This window comes from Arthrobacter sp. 01L42 (assembly GCF_056400005.1).
In genome coordinates, this window is record NZ_JBFTSL010000030.1 from 27,242 (window position 1) to 47,372 (window position 20,131).

Sequence of the window (20,131 nt, forward strand, 5' to 3'; positions counted from 1 at the left end):
ACGAAAACCGGCGGGTCCTTCACAGGAGCGGGACCGGGCCGGTCCGGAAAGAATCGCGGCATGCCATGCCAAAGCAAATGTCCAGACACTCTTCTGTCCTTAAGAGTCCGCGCCGGCAGGCCGGACAACCCCGGGCGCATCCCGGCGAACCGAGCCACGGCCCGCTGACGGCGGAGGAACTCCAACTCGCCGTGCGGAACCATTCCATGCCGCTCGAGGCCCTGCGGAGCGACACCACACCGCCCGGACTGCACTACGTGCTCACGCACTTCGACATTCCGTTCATCGACGCCGAGCACTGGCATCTGTGGATCGGCGGCGCCGTGCAGCGGTCCTTCGAACTGAGCCTGCGGGCCTTGCTCCGGGCACCGAGCATCACCCTCCCGGTCACCCTGGAGTGCGCCGGCAACGGCCGGTCCCTCCTGCGGCCCCGCCCACTGAGCCAGCCGTGGGTACTCGAGGGCGTGGGGACCGCCGTGTGGACCGGTGTCCCGCTCGCCTACCTGCTGACGCGGGCCGGAGTGGAGGACGACGCCGTGGAGGTGCTCTTCACCGGGGCCGACGCCGGCAGCCAGGGCGGCGTCGCCCAGCAGTACGCGCGCAGCCTGCCGATCGAGGAGGCCTTGCGCCCCGACGTCGTGCTCGCCTACCGGATGAACGGCGCAGACCTGCCGCCTCAGCACGGCTATCCGCTCCGGCTTGTGGTGCCCGGCTGGTACGGCATGGCGAGCGTGAAGTGGCTGACCTCGATCAAGGTTCTGACCAAGCCCTATGACGGTTTCCAGCAGGCAGTGGCGTACCGCTACCAGCATGACGCCGAGGATCCCGGAACCCCGGTCACCTGGATCAAGGTCCGCTCGCTCATGATGCCCCCGGGGGTCCCGGATTTCTTCACCCGGAGCCGGATCCTGCCCCCGGGACCGGTGATGCTCACCGGCCGGGCCTGGTCCGGGCAAGGCGCCGTGCAGCGCGTCGACGTCGGAATCGACGGAAAGTGGGCAGCGGCCCATCTGGAGCACCCGGCAGCGCCGTTCGCGTGGTGTGCGTGGTCGATGCCGTGGGTGGCCGATCCGGGCGAACACGAGCTCTCCTGCCGTGCCACGGATGCCAGCGGCGCGGTCCAGCCGCTGGAACCGGAATGGAACTACCAGGGCATGGGCAACAACGTGGTGCAGCGGATCAAGGTCAGCGTGGCATAGCGCCCCCACCCGGGGCGCGGGGACTTAGCGGCCGCGCCGCAGGTGCTCCGCATTCAGTTCATCGAGCTGGGAATCCGTGAGCTCGTCAAAGCCGCGGGCCTCGCGTTTGTCGCTGCGGGAGAAGCGGATGAACATCAGGATGATCAGGGGCAAGTCGACAATTTCGCAGATGAACCACAGGACGTCCCCCGCCAGCTGCTGGTCACGCAGGGCGTTGGGGAACCAGCCCATCGCAGACGGCGTCGTTGCGACGTGATCCAGCACCTGGCCGTTGAGGCGCAGCAGGATCCCGGGCACGGCATCGACCAGCAGCTCGATGAAAACAAACACGAACTCCATGATGAAGAACGCGCTGGAGCGGCGGAAGTCCGCGTCCTCGATGATCGGCAGGGCCATCATCATGCCAAGCAGCGGGACCCCGACCGTCAGGAGCGCCTCGGTCCAAGCGGCTGTGCGGAGGGTGTAGAAGGCCGGAGTCAGGAAGGTGGCGAAGAGGGCAAGGCCCAGGAGCGGGGCGGCCATGGAGTTGCCGGCAAACCGCACCGCGCTGTGCGCGAGCGCCCTGTTCAGCCGGCCGACGCCGCGCGGCGGCAGGGCCGCACGGGCGAGGGAGATGGGTTTTCCCAGGCCGATCAGCAGCGGCACCACGAAGAGCAACAGGGAAATCTTGAGCGTGAAGGCCCACCGGAGCTGCGCGCTGTAGACGCCAGGGAACCCGCACGTCAGCACTGTCAGGGACCCAAGGCCCAGAACATAGAACGCCAGCGTCCGCCACCCGGGATGGCGGTGCCCGCGCGCCGCCGCGGCCCTCAGGCCCAGCGCGTACAGCAGCGCCGAGCCGCCGATCAGGGCGGCGGCGGCCCAGTCGATCTGCCAGGCGGTGAGGACTACATCAAGGGGCGGCACGGGCTCATGATAGATACCATTTCTTGGAAGACGCCGGGCCCGTGCCTGGCCGGGCGGCCCGGGGCAGGCCTCAGCATCCCTCGTAGCCGGTGAGCACCTTGACCTTGTCCGCCGAGGCGGACGACGGATCGAAGGTGTAGCCGATCCACTCCCGCGCGAGCCGCCGTGCGAGTTCCAGCCCCACCACGCGCTGGCCCATCGTGAGGACCTGGCAGTCGTTGGATAGTACGGACCGCTCCACGCTGAAGGAGTCATGGGCGGTCGCGGCCCGGATGCCGTCCACCTTGTTGGCGGCAATGGCGACGCCGATCCCCGTGCCGCAAAACAGGATGGCCCGGTCCGCCTGCCCGTCCCGGATCAATTCGCCCGCGGCGATGCCCACGTACGGGTAAGGCTTGGCGAACTCCTCCGGGGCGTCGCCGCGGTTGACACCGATGTCGATGACCTCGGCCACCCGCGGGTCCGTCCGGAGGTCCGCCAGGATCTGGTCCTTGTAATCCACTCCGGCTTCGTCCGCACCCACAATGAGCCGGATCCCTGCCGCCGGGCTCACGGGCGTGCCCCTGCAGCCTGCCGCACACCGGCAAGGTGCGGACCGAATACGGTGAACACCATCGCCAGGGACGTGGCTCCGGGGTCGGGTGTGCCCACGCTCTTTTCCGCCAGGGGCCGCGCCCGGCCCTTCAGCGGGCGCAGGGCCGCGGTGGCCTGCGCCGCGGTGGCAGCCTCCCGCGCAGCTTCCGCCCAGCCGGCATCCGCGCCGGCCCCTTCGCTGGTGAGCCGGCTGAAGGTCCCGGCAAACGGGACCAGCGCGTCCACCATGGTCTTGTCGCCGACGTCGGCCTTGCCGAGCTCGGCGATCCGGGCGGCAAAGGCTGCCACCGCTGCCGCAAGTTCGGTTGCACTGGGTGCGCGGTCGTTGCCGAGGGACTCGCCAAAGGCCCGCAGGCCGGCGCCCCACAGCACCCCGGAGGTGCCCCCGGCGCTGTCCGCCCACGCATCGCCGGCGGCGGCCAGAGCGGCACCGGCACCGGCACCGCGGGACGCAGCGCCTGCCGCGGCGGCACTGGCCGCATCAATCCCGCGGACCATGCCCCGCCCGTGGTCTCCGTCGCCGGCGATGGCATCGAGGTCGCCAAGGACCTTCTCGGCGTCGTGGATGGCTTCGCGGGCGGCCGCCAGGGCGGCAACGCACTGCTGTGCATAGTCGCGTGAAGCGTCTGCCGCGGCGAAGGCCTCCGGCGCCTCCGTGTCCTCGACCGGGGTCGACTCGTCCGCCTCGCCGCGGGGGAGGGCGGCATTCCCGCGCCGGTAGGCGGGGGTCTCCGCCGGAGCGGTCCAGAGCGGCTCGAGTTCGTCATCGAGCCACGTCACGGTCAGGGACACACCGGCCATATCCAGGCTTGTGACCAGCTCGCCGACTTCCGGCATCACCAGTGTGTAGCCGGCGGCGCGAAGCAGCGGTGCGACGCTGAGCCAGAGGACGAAGAGTTCTTCGTGCTTAGTGGAACCGAGCCCATTGAGAATGACGGCGATGCGGTCTCCCGCACCATGCGGCGTCTCAGCCAGCAGCCGGGACACGAACTCCTGGCCCAGCTCCTTCGCGGGCGGCAGATCCGTGTCGAACAGGCCGGGTTCGCCGTGAATGCCCAGGCCGAGACCCATCTGCCGGTCCTCGAGGGTGAACAGCGGCGCCTCGGCGCCGGGGAAGGTGCAGCCGCGGAAGGCACCGCCGATGGTGCGGGTCAGGTCGTTGGCCTTCCGGCCCAGGCGCACCACCTCGGCGAGGTCGGCGCCGGCTTCGGCGGCCGCGCCCATGATCTTGAAGACCGTGAAATCACCGGCAATGCCGCGCCGTTTTTCCGACTCCGACGGCGGCGCACTGGCGACGTCGTCGGTCACCAGGACGTTCTCCGCTTCGATCCCCTCGGCGGCGAGCCGTTCGCTGGCCATGCCGAAGTTCATGACGTCGCCCGCGTAGTTGCCGTAGGTGAAGACCACCCCGGCCCCGGAATCAGCCGCCTTGGCAACGGAGTACGCCTGCTGGGCCGACGGCGAAGTGAAGATATTCCCGACGACGGCGCCGTCGGCCAGTCCGGCGCCGATCAGCCCGGCGAAGGCCGGGTAGTGCCCCGAGCCGCCGCCGGCCAGCACGGCCACCTTCGGTTGGCGGGGCCGGTGCCGGCGGACGGCGCCGCCGGGCACCTGGCGCACCAGATTCGCATGGACGTCGCAGAAGCCGGCGAGGGCTTCCTCGGCGAAATCGGACGGGTCGTTAAATATTCTGGTCATCGTGGGCTCTTTCAGCTGCTCGCGGTCTTCTCAACGGCGGGAGTGCTAGTGGATGTGGCTTCCGCCGTTGATATCGATGGTGGTTCCGGTGAGGTAGGCGGACTCCTCGGAGGACAGGAACGTGATGACGGCCGCGATTTCCTCGGTGCTGGCGTTGCGCCCCAGCGGAATTCCGGCGTTGATGGCAGCTTCCTGCTCTTCGGTGCTGCCCACGCGGATGTTCGTGTCCACGGCGCCGGGGGTGATGGCATTGACGGTCACGCCGGTGCTGCCGATTTCGCGGGCCAGGGCCTTGGTGAAGCCCAGGATGGCGGCCTTGGCTGCGGAGTAAGGGACCTTTCCGAAGACGCCGCCGCCGCGCTGGGCGGAGACGGAGGACATGTTCACGATCCGGCCCCAGCCGCTGGCAATCATGTCCGGCAGGAAGGCGCGGGTGACAAGGTAGGTTCCCGTCGCGTTCACGGCCATGACCTTGTTCCAGAGCTCCAGGGTGGTCTCGAGGAACGGCACCGGGGAGGTGATGCCGGCGATGTTGGCCAGGGCGCCGACAGCAGGGAGGCTGCCGGAGCGGACTTCGGCGGCCACGGCGTTGTACGCGGCTGTCACGGAGTCCTCGCTGGCGACGTCGACCTCGTAGCCAAACGCGGGAACGGTGAACTCGTTGCCGATCTCCGCTGCGACTTTGGCGGACTTCTCGCCGTCGAGGTCCAGGATCACCACGGCCCAACCCTGGCTGGCGTAGCGGCGTGCAGTGGTGATGCCGATGCCCCGGTCCGAGGTTGCCCCGGTGAGGACGGCGGTGCGTTGGATGGTGTTCATGATGCTCCTTGGGTGGGTGTTGTGTCTTTGATTGAATCGATTGCTCCAGAAGCGCCGTTTTGGCGGTCCAAAAGGGCCGTTTCGGAGCAATCGATGGTTCAGATGAGGTCTGTGATGAAGCTCGCGGCCTTGGCGGCCGCCGCGGGGCGCTCCCCGTGGGTCACGTCCCGGGTCTCCAGCTCCAGGGAGAAGTGGCCGGTGTAGCCGTCGGCCGCGAGGGCCTCCAGGCCGGCGGCGAAATCGGCCTGGCCGTTGCCGATGCTGAGGTTGATGTTCCCCGGCACGGCATCGCGAAGGTGAACGTGGGCGATCCGGCCCTGATGGCGCCTGAGGTAGTCCAACGGATCCTCGCCGGCGGCCACGATATGGCTGAAGTCCATGACGATCCCGACCCCGGAACCCGCCAGCCGCCCGGCCAGCTGTTCCGCGCGCTCAAGGTTCCAGCAGAACCTGAGGAAGTGCAGGGACTCGGTCCAGAGCTCGACGCCGAACACGTCGGCCCGCCGCTTGGCGGCGGTGAGTTGCGCGGCAATGGTGTCCAGGTCCTCGTCGAGGCTGCGGACAGCATCGTGGCCGAGGGCGCCGCAGGGCAGCACCAGCGCCTTGGCGCCCGTGCCGGCCGCCAGGGTGAGCAGCGCGTCAAGGTGCCGGTTCCGCGCTGACTGTGCGTCGGCGTCGAGCAGGGCGTTCAGGTCCCCGATGTCCCCGTTGACCGACCGGACCCGCAGCCCGGAGGCAACCACCTCGGCCGCGACGGCGGCGACGGCATCGGCGTCAAGGTCGTAGGGAACGTGGTCGCACACGCCGGGTAGGGCACCGAGATCTATTTCCTCGAAGCCGAGGCCTTCGATGGTGCGCAGGGCCTCTGGCAGGCTCTGGTGGCGGAAGCTGATGGACGAGCAGCCGAGTCGGGAATTGAACATCGTCGTTGATCCTCTGGTCGCGCGCGGAGGCGGTGGTGATATGGACCACACTACAAAATTCAACTGTCAACAGTCAACCTTTGAAGTTGACTGTTGACATTGCCTTATGGCACGGGTCACACTGGCGTATCATCTGTTAACAGTCGACAGTGTCGGTGCGGAAGCGTCGGCAGCTCTCTTCGAAAGGGATTGACATGAGCAACGAAGCTCTGACCATGCGGGGCCCGGTGCACGGCACCAGGGAAGCGAAACGAGTCGCGATCGGCTCCAGCGTCGGCGCCGTCATCGAAACCTATGACTTCATCGGCTTCGGCACAGCGGCTGCCCTGTACTTCGGTACGGCCTTCTTCCCCACCGGCGATCCCGTGACCGGAACCCTGGCTGCCTTCGCCACCCTGGGTGTCGGATTCGCGGCGCGCCCGATCGGCGGCATCATCGGCGGGCACCTTGGGGACAAGGTCGGCCGCAAGCCGGTCCTGGTGGCCTCCCTGATCCTCATGGGCATCGCCACTTTCGTGATCGGCCTGCTCCCCACCTACGCCCAGGTGGGTCTGCTGGCGCCGGCTCTGCTGGTGTTCGTCCGTATCGTCCAGGGCCTGGCCTTCGGCGCCGAATGGGGCGGCGCCATCCTCATGAGCTACGAACATGCACCCTGGAAATCGAAGGGAAAGTACACCGGCATGGTCCAGGCCGGCTTCCCGGTCGGGCTGCTGCTGGCCAACCTCGTGTTCCTCTTCAGCGTCCAACTCGGCGGCGAACTCGCCTGGCGCATTCCCTTCCTCGCCAGCATCGTGCTGGTCGTCGTCGGACTGATCATCCGCTCCAAGGTCCCCGAATCCCCCGTTTTCGACGAGGTCAAGGACAGCGGCGACATCGTCAAGTCCCCCATCACGGAGGTCCTGAAGACCGACTGGCGCAACATCGTCAAGGGCATCGGCCTGCGCATCGCCGAGACCGCCGGCTACGCCGTGTCCATCACTTACATGATTTCCTACCTGAACAGCCAGCACCTGGCCGACAAGTCCCAGACCCTCGTGGCCTTGTGCATCGCCTCCGCCATCGGCATCTTCGCCACCCAGGCCTGGGCACGACTGACGGACAGGATCGGCCGGCGCCCGCTATACATCTGGTCCTGCGCCTTCGCCGTGGCCTTCGCGGTGCCGATGTTCCTGCTGGTCAACACCGGACTGTTCATCTTCATCATCGCCACCCTCGTGATCTCCTACGCCGTCTGCCAGAACTCCCTGGCCGGCGCCCAGGGCCCGTGGTTCCCGGAGCTGTTCCAGGCCAAGACCCGCGCCTCCGGCGCCTCGCTGGCCTACCAGATCTCGGCCATGGTCTCAGGGTTCACCCCGTTCATCACCACATTGCTCTTCGTCAGCTTCGGCTGGATGGGACCGGCACTGCTGTTCGGCACCTACGCCGCCATCGGCCTGTGGGCCGCCGTCGCCACCCGTGAAACCTGGGGCAAGCGCGAACGTGAATTCGCTGATCAGGCCACCAAAAGCACCCCCACCCACGTGAGCGCGTAGAAACGCACCGCCCCGGAAGCCGTCGAAGGCCTCCCGCAGCAGCTCGTCACGTCATATTTGAAAGGCAGAATCGTGGTTTCAACACAGGAAATGACCACCCGAGGCAAAGCCTCCGACGTCGAGGCAGAACGCCTGGCACGGGTCGAAGGGGCCGCCTACCGGATCCGCCACCATGCCCTGAACATGGGCGAAGTGCAGGGCCAAGGCTACGTTGGCCAGGCCCTCGGCGCGGCCGACATGCTCGCCGCGGTCTACGCAGACCAGCTCCGGTTCCGCGCCGACGATCCTGAGTGGGAGGACCGCGACCGGTTCCTGCTCTCCACCGGCCACTACGCGATCGGCCACTACGCGGCCCTCGCCGAGGCCGGAATCATCCCCGTCAAGGAACTGGAGACCTACGGCTCGGATGACTCCCGGCTGCCGATGTCCGGGATGTCCACCTACACCCCCGGCATGGAGATTTCCGGCGGCTCCCTCGGCCACGGCCTCTCCATCGCCGTCGGCGCCGCCCTGGGCCTGCGCTACCAGGGTTCGGGTTCCCGGGTCTATAACTTCCTCTCCGACGGCGAACTTGACGAGGGCTCCACGTGGGAGGCCGCGATGGGCGCCCAGCACCACCGGCTCGGTAACCTCACCGCCATGGTGGACATCAACGCCCTGCAGGCCGACGGCAAGACCGACACCGTGCTGCGCACCGAGCCCGTCACCGAAAAGTGGCAGGCGTTTGGCTGGTACGCCCAGCGCGTGAACGGGAACGACGTCGGCGCGCTGCTGGCCGCGTTCGACAACGCGGCCGCCCAGGCTGCTGCCGTCGGACGTCCCTCCGTGATCCTGTGCGACACGAAGGTGGGCCGCGGCGTGCCGCTGCTCGAGGACCGCGAAAAAGCCCACTTCATGCGCATCGAAGAACACGAATGGCAGCTCTGCCGCGAGCAACTGACCGCAGGTTTCGAAGGAAAGGCCGCACGATGAGTACCGCAACAACACCGAAGCTGAAGACCTCTGCCATGATCGCCTCCTTCGCGGACCCGGGCCAGAAGACCGCGTCCGCGCCGTTCGGGCATGCCCTGGTCAAGGCCGCGCAGGAGAACGACAAGATCGTGGGACTGACCGCGGACCTGGGCAAGTACACGGACATGCACATTTTCGCCCAGGCCTTCCCGGAACGCTTCTTCCAGATGGGCATGGCCGAACAGTTGCTCTTCGGCGCCGCTGCCGGCCTGGCTGAGACCGGTCTGGTCCCGTTCGCCTCGACGTACGCGGTGTTCGCTGCCCGGCGTGCCTATGATTTCCTGTGCCTGGATGCCGCCGAGCCAAACCTCAACGTCAATATCGTCGGCGGGCTCCCGGGGCTGACCACCGGGTACGGTCCAAGCCATCAGGCGACCGAGGACATGGCGATCTTCCGCGGGATGCCCAACCTGACCATCGTGGATCCCTGCGACTCGCTGGACATCGAGCAGGCGGTCCCGCAGCTGGCGGCCAGCAAGGGGCCCACATACTTGCGTCTGCTGCGCGGCAACGTCCCCACCGTGCTGGACGAGTACGGCTACACGTTCGAACTCGGCAAGGCGAAAGTCCTGCGTGGCGGCCGTGACGTCGTCTTCGTCTCCAGTGGGCTCATGACCATGCGGGCCCTCCAGGCGGCCGAGGCGCTGGCAGCGCACCACGTGGATGTCGCGGTCGTCCACGCCCCCACCATCAAGCCGTTCGACACCGCGACGGTCCTCGCCGAGCTGAACACCGACCGCCTCGCGGTCACGCTGGAGAACCACAGCGTGGTGGGCGGGTTGTTCGAAACCGTGGCCTCGGCCGTGGTCACCGCGGGGCTGGGTAAACGGGTGGTGCCGGTAGCGCTGCCGGACGAATTCCTGGACGCGGGCGCGCTGCCCACCCTGCACGAACGCTACGGCCTCTCGGTGCAGAGAGTCGTTGCCAAGGTGCTCGCCGAACTCGGCTGAGCATGGGCGGGGCCGACAGTCGCCGCCCCCGCCCATGCCGTACCATCAACTGTTAACACACCAACTGTAAACAGTTGACCACCGACAAACAGTTGACCACTGAGCGTGAGGACTAACGATGGCCGGAGCAACAGCCCCGCTTCTCGGACTGGAAAAGAAGAGCCTCCGCGAGCAGGCGCTATCCGCCCTGCGCACGGCCATCACGAGCGGAGAGCTGGAGCCAGGGCGGCATCTGGTGGAGACCGAACTCTCCGACATGCTCCAGATCAGCCGTGGAACACTGCGCGAGGCCCTGCGCCAGCTGGAGCAAGAAGGACTGCTGTCCGCCGGACCGCGCGGCAGGCTGTCCGTGCGCCACCTGGACGGTAAGGAAATCCGGGACATCTTCGCCGTCCGGGCTGCGCTCGAATCGCTTGCGGTCCGGACACTGTGTGAGTTGCCGGACCGGGCCTCAGTGATTACTTCCCTGCGCTCGGCCGTCGATGCCATGGCCGCGGCCGCCGAGGCCAGCCTGGAGGAACGGATTGAATCCGATCTGGAGTTCCACCGGACACTGTGCCGGCTCACCGGAAACGAGACCCTGCTGCACTCCTGGGAGTCGCTTGAGGGCTCCATTCGGATGTCCATCATGTTTGCCGGGATCGAGAGGGCCGTCAAGAACATGAGCGTGGACCGGCACCACGACATCGTCGCCGCGATCGAGACCGGCAACGCGACACTGGCCCGCACGACGGTCCTCGAACACATGGACGTCGCCGCAGCCAACCTGGTGGCCTGACCGGCGTCAGTAGTCCACGATCGCGCCGGCGGAGATGTTGACGGTCGCGTCCGTGATGGCCGCCGCCTTGTCCGAGACGATGAAGGAGGCCACGTTACCGACGTCCGTCAGCGTGGCCGTCCGGTTCAAATGCGCGGCCCTGGCAATCTCCACTACGATCTCTTCGCGGCCCTCGGCCTGCCACGGGATGGTTTCGATAATGCCGCCGGTGACCATGGTGACCACCCTGATGCCGTGTTTTCCCAGTTCCAGGGCCCATTGCCGGCGCAGTCCTTCCATCGCGTCGAGCGCCACCTTGAAACCGCCCAGGCCGGGGATCGTCTGGGGGCCCGAGCCGCCGAACATGAGCACGACGCCGGAGCGTTGCTTGACCATGTAGGCGGCGGCCGCGCGGGTGGTCAGGAAGTGCGTCCGCGCGGCCAGGGTGATGGGCTGGGTGAAGTCATCCACATCGATCTCCATGAGTGGCTGCTGGATGTCGCCGAATGAGATCACGTTGAAGGAGATGTCGATCCTCTTGCTCTTCTTCGCCACCCGGCTTACGAAGGCATCCACTTGCTCTTCGTCCAGGGCGTCGACGACGGCGGTTTCGGCTGTGCCGCCCGCCTCGCGAATGTCATTGGCTACTTTTTCCAGCCGCGATTCCGTCCTTCCGGCAATGTGCACTGTGGCGCCGTCGGCCGCGAAAGCCCTTGCCACCGCCCCGCCGACCGCCCCGCCGCCGCCATAGATCAGGGCGGTCTTGCCGTGAAGCATGCCGTTTTCCGGAATCCCGATGTTCACCATGGTCGCCTGCCTAGTGCCGCGGAGTACGTGAATTCCCTCAACTATGTTCTTGCGGAGGGCGGGTGGCAAGAGGACCGGGCGCAGCGCGGCATTAGCTTCTGGGCGGCCCTCCGGGTCCGGTGGCTGGTCCTCCGGGTCCGGGCGCGGGCCCGGGTCCTGGTCCGGGGGCGGGTCCGGGCCCGACGGGTCCGGCAGCGGGTCCGGGGGCGGGCCCTCCGGTTCCGAGCGCGGGTCCGGCGTATGCAGGCACCGGCAGCTCGCCCGGATCGACCGGACCCATATCAAGGTGGAACGGCGGATATTCGTCCCGCATGAGGGCAACGTAGGCGATAACGCGGTAGATCCAGCGGTTCAGGCCAAGCAGGAGGTCGAAGAGCCCCCGCTGGTATTGGCCCGTGAACAGCAGGATCACGCCGGCGATGAGGACCAGCAGCCCCAGGAGGGAGATGCCCACACCTTGCTGCACCCACTCGCCGTCCCGGTACTCCCACGTCCTCGCGGTCCCCGTCAGCAGGCTGATAAGCAGCAGATGTGGAATGGCCAGCAGCCAGGACTTCACCAGCACCAGGCCGCGGGACAGCCGTTCGGGATAATCGACGTCGAAGTCCGCCGGGTAATCGGTGCGGGCCAGGGTGAAGGGGGGATAGACATCCGTGCCGATCGCGCTGAACGCGTAGAAGGCCACACGCCAGTTCCAGCGGATCACACCGACACTGAAATTGAACAGCGAGCGCGGGTAGCGCGCCGTGAACAGGATCGCGAACCACGCCACAATCGTGACCACTCCGAAGGCGAACCAGAGGATAAACAGGACGATGAAGTGCGGGATGGCCAGGAACCACTTCACGAGCCACATCCACCGTGACAGGTTCGGGTCGAGGTAGCCGTGGAGGCGGGCGGGGTACACATACGGGGTCGTAGCACCCGGCGCCACCGGATACGGAGTCCCCGGCGGGGCAGCATAGGCCGCCACGGCACCCGGCGGGGCCGCACTGTTCTGCTGGCCGGGGGTGGCCCTGGGCGGGTAGGGACCCGCGGGATACGGCTGGCCGGGCTGGGCCGGCAAGTGCCCGGGAGGGACACCGCTGCCCGTCCCGCCTTGGCCCGGGCCGCCACGGCCGAGTCCAACGGCGCCCAGCACTATCAGCGGCACGCCGATCAGCAGCATCACAAGCCCGCCGATCAGCAGACCGATGAACACCGGCAGGAGCAGGTCTGTGCGTGCCCCTGCCTGCAGATTCACGCTCACCGGAGACGTCGCGTCGGCGTTCATGACCACCACTGCCCAGGACCCGGAGCGGAGGTCCCAGGTCAGTTCCTGTTCCCCCGGGCCTGTGGCAGTCGCGGCCCAGAAGGTCTGCTGCGCCGGATTGGACGGGATTTGGGAGCCGGCCACTTCGCGGTACTGCGCTCGGAAGGGGTTGAACCTGACGTCGACGATTTCGGTGCGCCGGACACCGGCCAGGTACGTCGCGACGTCGGCCCGCGGGGCAATTCCGATGAAGATTTCCTTGCCGGGGTCGGTGGAGGAACCGCGGAGCAGCACGCTGCCCGCAATGTCCACCGGAACGCCGTCGTCCACGCCGCCGCCGGTCATGAGGTCCAGCCGGGGGGTCGTCAGCGCGTAGGAATTGCCTGAGAAAGGCGCCGACGGCGTGATGAAGTACCTGCCGTCACGTTGTTGGTAGTTGACCCAGCCCGCAAAGCCGGCGCCCGCCAACAGTCCCAAACCGACCAGCGCGCACAGCGAGCCGATCACCAGCATGACAATCCGGCCTGCCTTCATGGCCGCCGTCCTTTCAGATGGTCCGTTTGCCACGCCCGGCCGGGCGTGGCTTCCGGAAGCTGGCGGCCCGGGCCGCTACCGCCCGAGCGGGATCACGAACGGCTTGGCTTCGTCGATCGCGCCGGCACTGCCGGCGCGGAGGACAACGAACGCTTTCATGCCGTGATCACGACTTTGAGAGCCTTCGTCTCCGCGGCGCGGGCGAAAGTGTCGTACGCCTCAATGAACTCGTCAAAGGTGAAGTGGTGGGTGGCGAAACTGTCCGCGGGGATCTTTTGCTGTGCCACGAGCTTGAGCAGCATGGGGGTGGTGTTGGTGTTCACCAGGCCCATGCTGATGTTGATGTTCCGGATCCAAAGGTCTTCGACGTGCAGTTCCACGGCCTTGCCGTGCACGCCCACGTTGGCCACGGTGCCGCCAGGACGGACGATGTCGGTGCACATCGTGAAGGTCGCCGGGACGCCCACGGCCTCGATCGCCACGTCCACGCCCTGCCCGTCGGTCAGGAGCATGAGCTGCTCCTTCCAGTCGGCATCGGATGAGAGGACCACGTCGGTGGCTCCGAATTCGCGGGATTTCTCGAGCCGGTTCGCGTCGAGGTCGACGGCGATGATCGTGGCGGCGCCGTAGAGGCCGGCGGTGGAGATCGCGGCAAGTCCCACGGGGCCCGCGCCGATGACGGCGACCGTGTCGCCGGGCTTGACCCGGCCGTACTGCACGCCGATCTCAAAGCCGGTGGGGAGGATGTCGGAGAGCATGACGGCCTGCTGGTCGCTGACTCCCTCAGGCAGGAGGTGCAGGGAGTTCTCTGCATAGGGGACGCGGACGAACTCGGCCTGCGTGCCGTCGATCAGATGTCCGAAAACCCAGCCGATGCCGGAGGTTCCTTCCTCCCCCAGGCAATGGGAGTACAGGCCTGTCTTGCAGTTGGCGCAGTGCCCGCAGGACTTGATGCACGAAATGATGACGCGGTCCCCGACCTTGAGGCTGGTCACGGAGGCGCCGATCTCCGTGATGGTGCCGACCCCTTCGTGGCCCAGGATGCGGCCCTTGGCCACCGCGGGGACGTCGCCTTTGAGGATGTGCAGATCGGTCCCACAGATGGTGGTGGTGTCCACTTTGACGATCACATCGCTGGGATTCTGGATTGTGGGATCGGGGACCTCGGTCCACGATTTCTCCCCGGGACCGCCATAGACGAGGGCTTTCATACGTGCTCCTTGGTTTTGAGGATGACCAGCGGGTCCACGAGGCGCAGACGGCACGGAGTCTCCGTGCCATCGATTCCCGAATACAGCAACGAGGCGCGGGCACGCTCACGGAGTTCCTCGATCGCGGCGGCCGACACCCGGGCATGGGCGAGGTCGAGCACGAGTTCGAACCCGGGAAGCTTGCTTGTGACTCGGCGGCAAACGACATACAGTGCCCGCACGTTGGCCACGGTCACCACACCATGCACGTCGATCCGGGCTGTTTCGGCGTCGGCGTTCAGGCGGATGAGCACCTTGAGTTTAGGGTCCCCCGAATGGTGATGGATACTCATGTGGCCGTGGTCTCCTGCCTTTTCCTGCTGAAGCCGGAAAGTGCAAACGCCATTTCCTTCCCCAATTCGCGGTGAGACCCGTGCCGTATTTACGTGAAGTGGTTCTTCGCTCGACACGTCCCCCAACTGGCCGTGCAGCAACCTCCCCACACATTCAGCTTGGGGGGCGCTCGTGGCAGAGGTAAGGGGCGAAAGTCCCGTGTGCGCCTGTTGGGTCCTGCGGCGTCGCCCGTCTAGCCTGTTCCTATGTCTGATCCGCTCGATCCCTGCCGACCCCCGGATCTCGTGCTGGCCTCCGTGCGGCACCCCGGGGAGGAAATATGCTTCGACGTTCATCTTCGCGCCGGGGCCGTGTCGGCGATCATCCCGTCGCGCCCGGGCTCGGGTGCGCTCCCCGCTGCAACCCGGGTGGTGGATCTGGAGGGCCGCTACGTCATTCCTGGGCTGTGGGATGAGCACGTTCATATGACGCAGTGGGCGCTGGCCTCCAACCGGCTTGACCTCTCCAGTGCCGGCTCGGCGCGCGAGGCGGCCGCCGTCGTCGGGGCCCATATCGCCGGGGACACTAGCACCGGGTCCGGAAGCGGCGCCGGAGCTCCGGGTCCCGTCCAGACGCTGGTGGGCGTCGGTTTCCGCGATGCCATCTGGCATGACCTGCCCAGTCTGGACCTCCTGGACGGCGTGACGCGCGGCCGGCCTACGGCGCTGATCAGCCACGACCTCCACTGTGTCTGGCTCAACTCCGCAGCGGCCCAACAGTACGGAATGCCGGTGGATGCGGGCGGCCTGCTCCGGGAAGAACCGGCGTTCGCCCTGACCCGGGAGCTTGGCCAGCTGCCGGACGCGGTGGTGGATCCGTGGGTGCGGCAGGCAGGGCAGGCTGCGGCCGCGCGGGGCGTGGTCGGGATTGTGGACTTCGAGATGACGTGGAACCGCGACGCCTGGCTGCGGAGGCTCTCCGGCGGCTTCGCTGCCCTGCGGGTTGAAGCGGGCGTCTATCCGCAGGACCTGGACCGGGCCGTGGCAGAGGGGCTGCGGACAGGTTTGGCGGTGGCCGGCAGTGGCGGGCTGCTCAGCGTGGGCCCCCTGAAAGTGCTGATCGACGGCTCGCTCAATACCCGCACAGCGTATTGCGTGGACCCGTATCCGAACGGCGGCCACGGGCTGCTGACCGTGAGCGAGGCGGAGCTGCTCGCCCTGTTGGTCCGGGCCCGGCAGGCGGGTTTTGTGCCGGCGGTCCACGCAATCGGCGACGCGGCCAACCAAGTCGCCTTGGATGCGTTTGAGGCGGCGGGCCTCGCCGGACGGGTGGAGCATGCCCAGTTTGTCCGGAGCGAGGATTTCGCCCGCTTCGGCCGGTTGGGCGTGACCGCGAGCGTCCAGCCTGCGCATGCCCTCGATGACCGGGACGCCGCCGAGGCGAACTGGCCGGGGCGAACGGACCGGTCCTTCCCGCTCCGTTCATTGCTGGCCGCCGGGGCGACTCTCGCCCTGGGCTCGGACGCTCCGGTGGCCCCACTGGATCCGTGGATTGCCATGTCCGCTGCCACGGCGCGGGCCCGGCTGGATGGCCGCGGGCCGTGGCATGCCGAGCAGGCCCTCACGCGGCAGGAGGCCCTCACGGCCTCGACCCGCGGTCGCGGCCGTCTCCGGGTCGGGGACCCCGCCGATATTGCAGTACTCGACGGCGACCCACTGACCGTGTCGGATGCGGAGTTTGCGGCCATACCGGTGGCCGCCACGTTAGTGGCGGGACGGTTCACGTACGGCGGCTAAGCACCTTTGACGCGCGCCTGGACTAGGTTGGCATACGGCAGGCGGCCGTATTCTTCGATGAATGCGGCATGGTACCGGGCTTCGGCCGCGTTGAGTTGCTCAACGGGCAACTCTTTCCACGCGATGATCAGGGACCCGGGCACGGCGAGCTGCCAGATGAGCCGCCCATCCCAGTGGCCCGGCGGCTTGCCTTCGCCGAAGTCGACGAATTCCTGGATTTGCCGGCGCAGTCCGCGGTTGCCCTTGCTTCCGGGGCCGGCTTTGCCCACGAAGAGGACATCGGCGCCGTCCACCCATTCGGCGTCGAGAGCGTCCGTCTTGAGGGTGGGGTTCTTCTTCTTGAAGATGCCGGCGGTGCTCCTGGCCAGGAACTGGGGCTGGAAGCCCTCGGGCCGCAGTACCGCGAAGATCCCGGGCTTCTGCGGGATCCGGTTGATGTCAAGGCCCTGGAGCGGCCGGAAACCGGTGAAGCCGTCCTGTTTCAGCGACTGTGTGTTGATGGGCATGGGTTCCTTGGATCGGGGCTCGTGGCGTTCCTTGAAGCTTACGGAAGAAGCTCACTCACTGAAGTCCGGGCTCAGCCGCGGGTGAAGGTGCCCAGCCCGGTCTGATCGTAGAAATCAAGCCTGACGCTCGGAGCCGTGCCGTTTCGGGCTGCGGCGTCCGCGCCGGGGGCTGCAGCCGCGTCGGGGGCGAAGATTGCCCCGGCAAGACCGTTGGCGTTCTCGCCGATTGATTCAAAGCTGAAGGTGTCGCCGTCAAAATGAGTGAGCGGGAACTTGGTGGTCCTGCCGGCCGGGCCCAGCTCAAGGGTCAGCGCGCCGTTCTCCACCGCGACGGTGAGCGGGCCGTAGTAGGAGTTCGCGTAACTGCCGATGTAGAAGTCGTTGCCCTGCGCCGGTTTGGCCTGGGCCGGCGCCTTGGCATAGTCGACTTTTGGCTTCTCCGCCTCATCGATCTTCTGGAAGACGCCCGAGGTGAATCCGATCCAGTCCACTGTCGGGGCGCCGTTCTGGGCCGTGTCCAGGAATGCGGCGCAGATGGCTTCGGGGATGCCCTGCGGGCGGCCATTGGTCAGGGCCACAATGCCCAGCTGCTCGCCGGGGAGCAGTGAGACGGCGGTCGCGGCACCAAGGTTGAAGGCTCCCGAGTGCCCGAGCATCAGCCGGGCGTGGTCGTCGTAGGAGACGTTCCAGCCCAAGCCGTAGAAGCGGGTGCGGGCGCCCGGCGTCGCCGGTGGGCCCGACACGGCGTGCGGGACATGCGTGACACCAAGCGCGTCCGGATCGATGACCTTGCTTCCCTCAAAGCTGCCGTTGGCGAGCTGCAGGCGGATCCAGCGCGCCAGGTCGCGCACCGAGGAACTGGCCCCGCCGGCGGGTGCTTCGGCGTCGGCATCCCGGGTGTATTTGGCCACCCAGGTCTTGTTACCGGCTGGGACGTGGATCAGTGCCTTGTTCGTCGCCTTTTGGTAGTCCGCGTGGCGATAGCTCGTGGATGACATGCCCAGGGGCTTGAACAAGACCTCTTCGGCGAGGTCTGCCCAGGGCTTGTTCATGGCATCGGCGACAGCCTGTGCACCAGCCGTGTAGCCAAAGTTGCTGTAGTTGTAGCTCGACCGGAAGGAGTCCAGCGGCTGCTGGTTGAGGTGGCTGAGAATATAGGACTGGTCGAATCCGAGGTCTTCCAACAGATCGCCCGCCCCCGTACTGAGGCCGCCTTGATGTGACAACAGGTCGGCCGCCGTGGCGTTCCGCGTGACGTAGGGGTCTTTCAGGGCGAAGCCGGGGGTGTGGTTGATCACCGGTTCCGTCCAGGAGATGGCCTTGCGGCCCACGGCCACGGCCGCCACCGTGGAGGCCAAGGGTTTGGACACCGAGGCCAATTGAAAAACGGTATCCGCGTCCACTGTCTCGGGCCGGCCCGATTCCCGCACGCCGAAGCCCTTGGCGTACACCATTTGGTCTTGGTAGACCACGGCCACGGCGACTCCGGGAACACCGGTACTCTCCATCACGCCCTGGACCATCCCGTCCAGCTTTGCCAAGGCGGCGTTGACCTTCTGTTGGTCCAGGAGCGGTTTGACCTGCGGTTCCGGCGCCGGAAGCAGAGACGCCGACGGCGTATCGGAGCCGCCGGAGGCACTGCTTCCGGCACCGGCGGGGGCACTTTGGGCCGTGCAGGCGGCCAGCAGCGGCATGCCCGCTATACCCGCGGCGCCGACGCCGACGGCTTTAAGTAGCGAGCGGCGGTCCGAAGGCAGCGAGCTGATACTCGCCGCGATAGATTCCCTCTGGTTCATGGACAATCCTCCGCCCGGTTCCGCCTGGGGCGCAGAGCTAACGCCCTCTCCCATGATGGACCCGTGCCCGTTTTTGAGACAGGGGCGGTGCGCTCGGGTGTGGGTCCTCGGACGCCGGGATCTCGGGGCCGCACCTCCACAACCGCCAACGAATCCCACCAATCCCGCTAACCTCGCGGCCTCCTTCTGGTTGCGCTATTAATGTCCGATCCCCGGAGGAGACTGGATTCATGGACGGCAATCAGGGGCCCGAAGTGGTTCCGGCGGGAGACGGCGGCTACGGCCTCGGCCGCGCCGGGAGCAGTGACGACGGCGTCCAGGATTTGCTCGCATTCTGCTCCCGCGTACTCCGGGACGTATGTCAGGCCGAGGATCCCGCCGGGATGATCGAACAGTACCGACGGCTTGACGAGTTGCACTCCGCGCTCGACGCGTTGCGGACGCGTCTTCAGCTCGACGTTTTCCTGGGCAGCGTTTCGGGAGTGACGTTGGGATCTGGAAGGTCGCCGATGGCTTCCGAAGCGGGGGAACGGCTCCGGAGGGCCATAAATGTCATAGCCCGCAGGGACACTTAACTCATGGACGGCAATCAGGGGCCCGAGACGATTCCGGCAGACCCGGCACCGGCAACTGCGGGGACCGTCGCTGAACTGGCCCGGATCCTGGCCGTCCTCCCGGCCCCGGACAGCGCCGCCGCACTGATCGACGAGATCCGGGACCTGGAGGACCTGAAATCCGCCATGGCAGCCCGGCAGACCCGGCACGCCGTGGCCTTCGACCTGCTCCAACGCCGCGAACAAGCCCGGCTCGGGGTCCCGGCCGAGAAGCTTGGCGCCGGGGTCGGCGGGCAGATTGCCCTGGCCCGGCGCGAATCTCCCGCCAGGGGCGGCCGGCTCCTGGGCCTGGCCAAAGCCCTGATCACCGAGATGCCGCACACCCTCGCCGCCCTGGAAACCGGTCAGCTGAACGAATGGCGCGCCACCCTGCTCGTCCGTGAAACCGCCTGCCTGAGCGCCGCGGACCGGGCCGCCGTCGACGAGGAATTGGCGCCCGACGCCGGGACGTTCGCCGGGGCCGGTGACCGGTCCCTGGTCGCCGCGGCCCGGGCCGCCGCGTACCGGCGTGACCCCCGCTCCGTCACCGAACGCGCCGCGCACGCCGCCACCGAGCGGCACGTCAGCCTCCGCCCGGCCCCCGACACCATGTGCCACCTGACCGCCCTGCTGCCCGTGACCGCCGGCGTCGCCGTCTACAAGGCGCTGAACGGGCACGCCGACACCCTCCGTGCCGCCGGGGACCCGAGGGGCCGCGGGCAGCTCATGGCCGATGCCCTGGTCGAACGCACCACCGGCACCCCCGGCGGGATCACCGGCGTCGAAATCCAGCTCGTCATCACCGACCGCACCCTCTTCCAGGGCAACGCCGAACCCGCCCGGCTCCCCGGCTACGGCACCGTCCCCGCCGCCTGGGCCCGGGAACGCATCGGCGCCGGGACGAACGCCGAGGACCGGAACTTCAACACCTGGCT

General features: G+C 67.4%; 19 protein-coding genes. 8 read left to right on the forward strand and 11 right to left on the reverse strand.

The window, feature by feature from the left end; translation table 11 throughout:
* The first annotated feature begins 77 nt into the window (after window positions 1-77).
* Entirely contained in the window at window positions 78-1,199 is a 1,122-nt protein-coding gene (locus AC1DN2_RS20215; RefSeq protein WP_476851710.1) for a sulfite oxidase, read from the forward strand.
* 24 nt (window positions 1,200-1,223) lie between these two features.
* Here the strand turns inward: AC1DN2_RS20215 and AC1DN2_RS20220 are convergent, their stop codons facing one another.
* From AC1DN2_RS20220 to AC1DN2_RS20240, 5 genes are all read right to left on the reverse strand, one after another.
* Window positions 1,224-2,105 carry a cytochrome c oxidase assembly protein gene (locus AC1DN2_RS20220; RefSeq protein WP_476851711.1) on the reverse strand — a complete coding sequence of 294 codons (882 nt, stop codon included), beginning with the start codon at window positions 2,103-2,105 and terminating at the stop codon, window positions 1,224-1,226.
* A 70-nt stretch (window positions 2,106-2,175) separates the two neighbouring features.
* Window positions 2,176-2,640, reverse strand: coding sequence for a ribose-5-phosphate isomerase (locus tag AC1DN2_RS20225; protein WP_476851727.1), 465 nt, complete (start codon window positions 2,638-2,640; stop codon window positions 2,176-2,178).
* A 14-nt stretch (window positions 2,641-2,654) separates the two neighbouring features.
* Window positions 2,655-4,397 carry a dihydroxyacetone kinase family protein gene (locus tag AC1DN2_RS20230; protein ID WP_476851712.1) on the reverse strand — a complete coding sequence of 581 codons (1,743 nt, stop codon included), beginning with the start codon at window positions 4,395-4,397 and terminating at the stop codon, window positions 2,655-2,657.
* Window positions 4,398-4,442: 45 nt separating this feature from the next.
* Window positions 4,443-5,216, reverse strand: a complete 774-nt coding sequence (locus tag AC1DN2_RS20235; RefSeq protein ID WP_223915012.1) for an SDR family NAD(P)-dependent oxidoreductase — start codon at window positions 5,214-5,216, stop codon at window positions 4,443-4,445.
* Between the two features lie 98 nt (window positions 5,217-5,314).
* Entirely contained in the window at window positions 5,315-6,139 is an 825-nt protein-coding gene (locus AC1DN2_RS20240) for a sugar phosphate isomerase/epimerase family protein (RefSeq protein ID WP_476851713.1), read from the reverse strand.
* 194 nt (window positions 6,140-6,333) lie between these two features.
* Here AC1DN2_RS20240 and AC1DN2_RS20245 point away from each other — a divergent pair, with 194 nt between their 5' ends.
* The 4 genes from AC1DN2_RS20245 to AC1DN2_RS20260 all read left to right on the forward strand — a co-directional run bounded on the left by AC1DN2_RS20245 (window position 6,334) and on the right by AC1DN2_RS20260 (window position 10,410).
* Window positions 6,334-7,671, forward strand: a complete 1,338-nt coding sequence (locus AC1DN2_RS20245) for an MFS transporter (RefSeq protein WP_476851714.1) — start codon at window positions 6,334-6,336, stop codon at window positions 7,669-7,671.
* Between the two features lie 90 nt (window positions 7,672-7,761).
* Window positions 7,762-8,643, forward strand: a complete 882-nt coding sequence (locus AC1DN2_RS20250; RefSeq protein ID WP_476851728.1) for a transketolase — start codon at window positions 7,762-7,764, stop codon at window positions 8,641-8,643.
* Window positions 8,640-9,632 (forward strand): transketolase family protein, encoded by a 993-nt coding sequence (locus AC1DN2_RS20255; RefSeq protein WP_476851715.1) that lies wholly within the window; start codon window positions 8,640-8,642, stop codon window positions 9,630-9,632. The genes AC1DN2_RS20250 and AC1DN2_RS20255 overlap by 4 nt, the downstream gene beginning before the upstream one ends.
* A 118-nt stretch (window positions 9,633-9,750) precedes the next feature.
* Window positions 9,751-10,410 carry a GntR family transcriptional regulator gene (locus tag AC1DN2_RS20260; RefSeq protein WP_018776075.1) on the forward strand — a complete coding sequence of 220 codons (660 nt, stop codon included), beginning with the start codon at window positions 9,751-9,753 and terminating at the stop codon, window positions 10,408-10,410.
* A 6-nt stretch (window positions 10,411-10,416) separates the two neighbouring features.
* Here AC1DN2_RS20260 and AC1DN2_RS20265 read toward each other — a convergent pair whose 3' ends face one another.
* The 4 genes from AC1DN2_RS20265 to AC1DN2_RS20280 form a co-directional block, all read right to left on the reverse strand.
* Entirely contained in the window at window positions 10,417-11,196 is a 780-nt protein-coding gene (locus tag AC1DN2_RS20265; RefSeq protein ID WP_476851716.1) for an SDR family NAD(P)-dependent oxidoreductase, read from the reverse strand.
* Between the two features lie 91 nt (window positions 11,197-11,287).
* On the reverse strand, window positions 11,288-12,982 hold the full coding sequence (locus tag AC1DN2_RS20270) for a DUF4389 domain-containing protein (protein WP_476851717.1): 1,695 nt from the start codon (window positions 12,980-12,982) through the stop codon (window positions 11,288-11,290).
* A gap of 155 nt (window positions 12,983-13,137) precedes the next feature.
* Window positions 13,138-14,193, reverse strand: coding sequence for a zinc-dependent alcohol dehydrogenase family protein (locus AC1DN2_RS20275; RefSeq protein WP_476851718.1), 1,056 nt, complete (start codon window positions 14,191-14,193; stop codon window positions 13,138-13,140).
* The gene (locus tag AC1DN2_RS20280; protein ID WP_028276886.1) at window positions 14,190-14,525 is read right to left on the reverse strand and encodes a hypothetical protein; all 336 of its coding nucleotides are present in this window, start codon (window positions 14,523-14,525) and stop codon (window positions 14,190-14,192) included. Before AC1DN2_RS20280 ends, AC1DN2_RS20275 begins: the two co-directional genes overlap by 4 nt.
* A 246-nt stretch (window positions 14,526-14,771) precedes the next feature.
* On the opposite strand from AC1DN2_RS20280, the gene AC1DN2_RS20285 reads away from it, so the two are divergent.
* The gene (locus tag AC1DN2_RS20285; protein ID WP_476851719.1) at window positions 14,772-16,301 is read left to right on the forward strand and encodes an amidohydrolase; all 1,530 of its coding nucleotides are present in this window, start codon (window positions 14,772-14,774) and stop codon (window positions 16,299-16,301) included.
* On the opposite strand, the gene AC1DN2_RS20290 is transcribed toward AC1DN2_RS20285, so the two are convergent.
* Both AC1DN2_RS20290 and AC1DN2_RS20295 read right to left on the reverse strand, forming a co-directional pair.
* Window positions 16,298-16,807, reverse strand: coding sequence for a hypothetical protein (locus AC1DN2_RS20290; RefSeq protein WP_476851720.1), 510 nt, complete (start codon window positions 16,805-16,807; stop codon window positions 16,298-16,300). The genes AC1DN2_RS20285 and AC1DN2_RS20290 overlap by 4 nt on opposite strands.
* 71 nt (window positions 16,808-16,878) lie before the next feature.
* Entirely contained in the window at window positions 16,879-18,603 is a 1,725-nt protein-coding gene (locus tag AC1DN2_RS20295; RefSeq protein ID WP_476851721.1) for a serine hydrolase, read from the reverse strand.
* A gap of 230 nt (window positions 18,604-18,833) precedes the next feature.
* Here AC1DN2_RS20295 and AC1DN2_RS20300 point away from each other — a divergent pair, with 230 nt between their 5' ends.
* Together AC1DN2_RS20300 and AC1DN2_RS20305 are read left to right on the forward strand one after the other, a co-directional pair.
* A complete protein-coding gene (locus AC1DN2_RS20300) occupies window positions 18,834-19,178 on the forward strand; it encodes a hypothetical protein (protein ID WP_476851722.1) in 345 nt (114 codons plus the stop codon).
* A 3-nt stretch (window positions 19,179-19,181) separates the two neighbouring features.
* On the forward strand, window positions 19,182-20,131 hold a 950-nt coding region (locus AC1DN2_RS20305), incomplete at its 3' end, for a DUF222 domain-containing protein (RefSeq protein WP_476851723.1).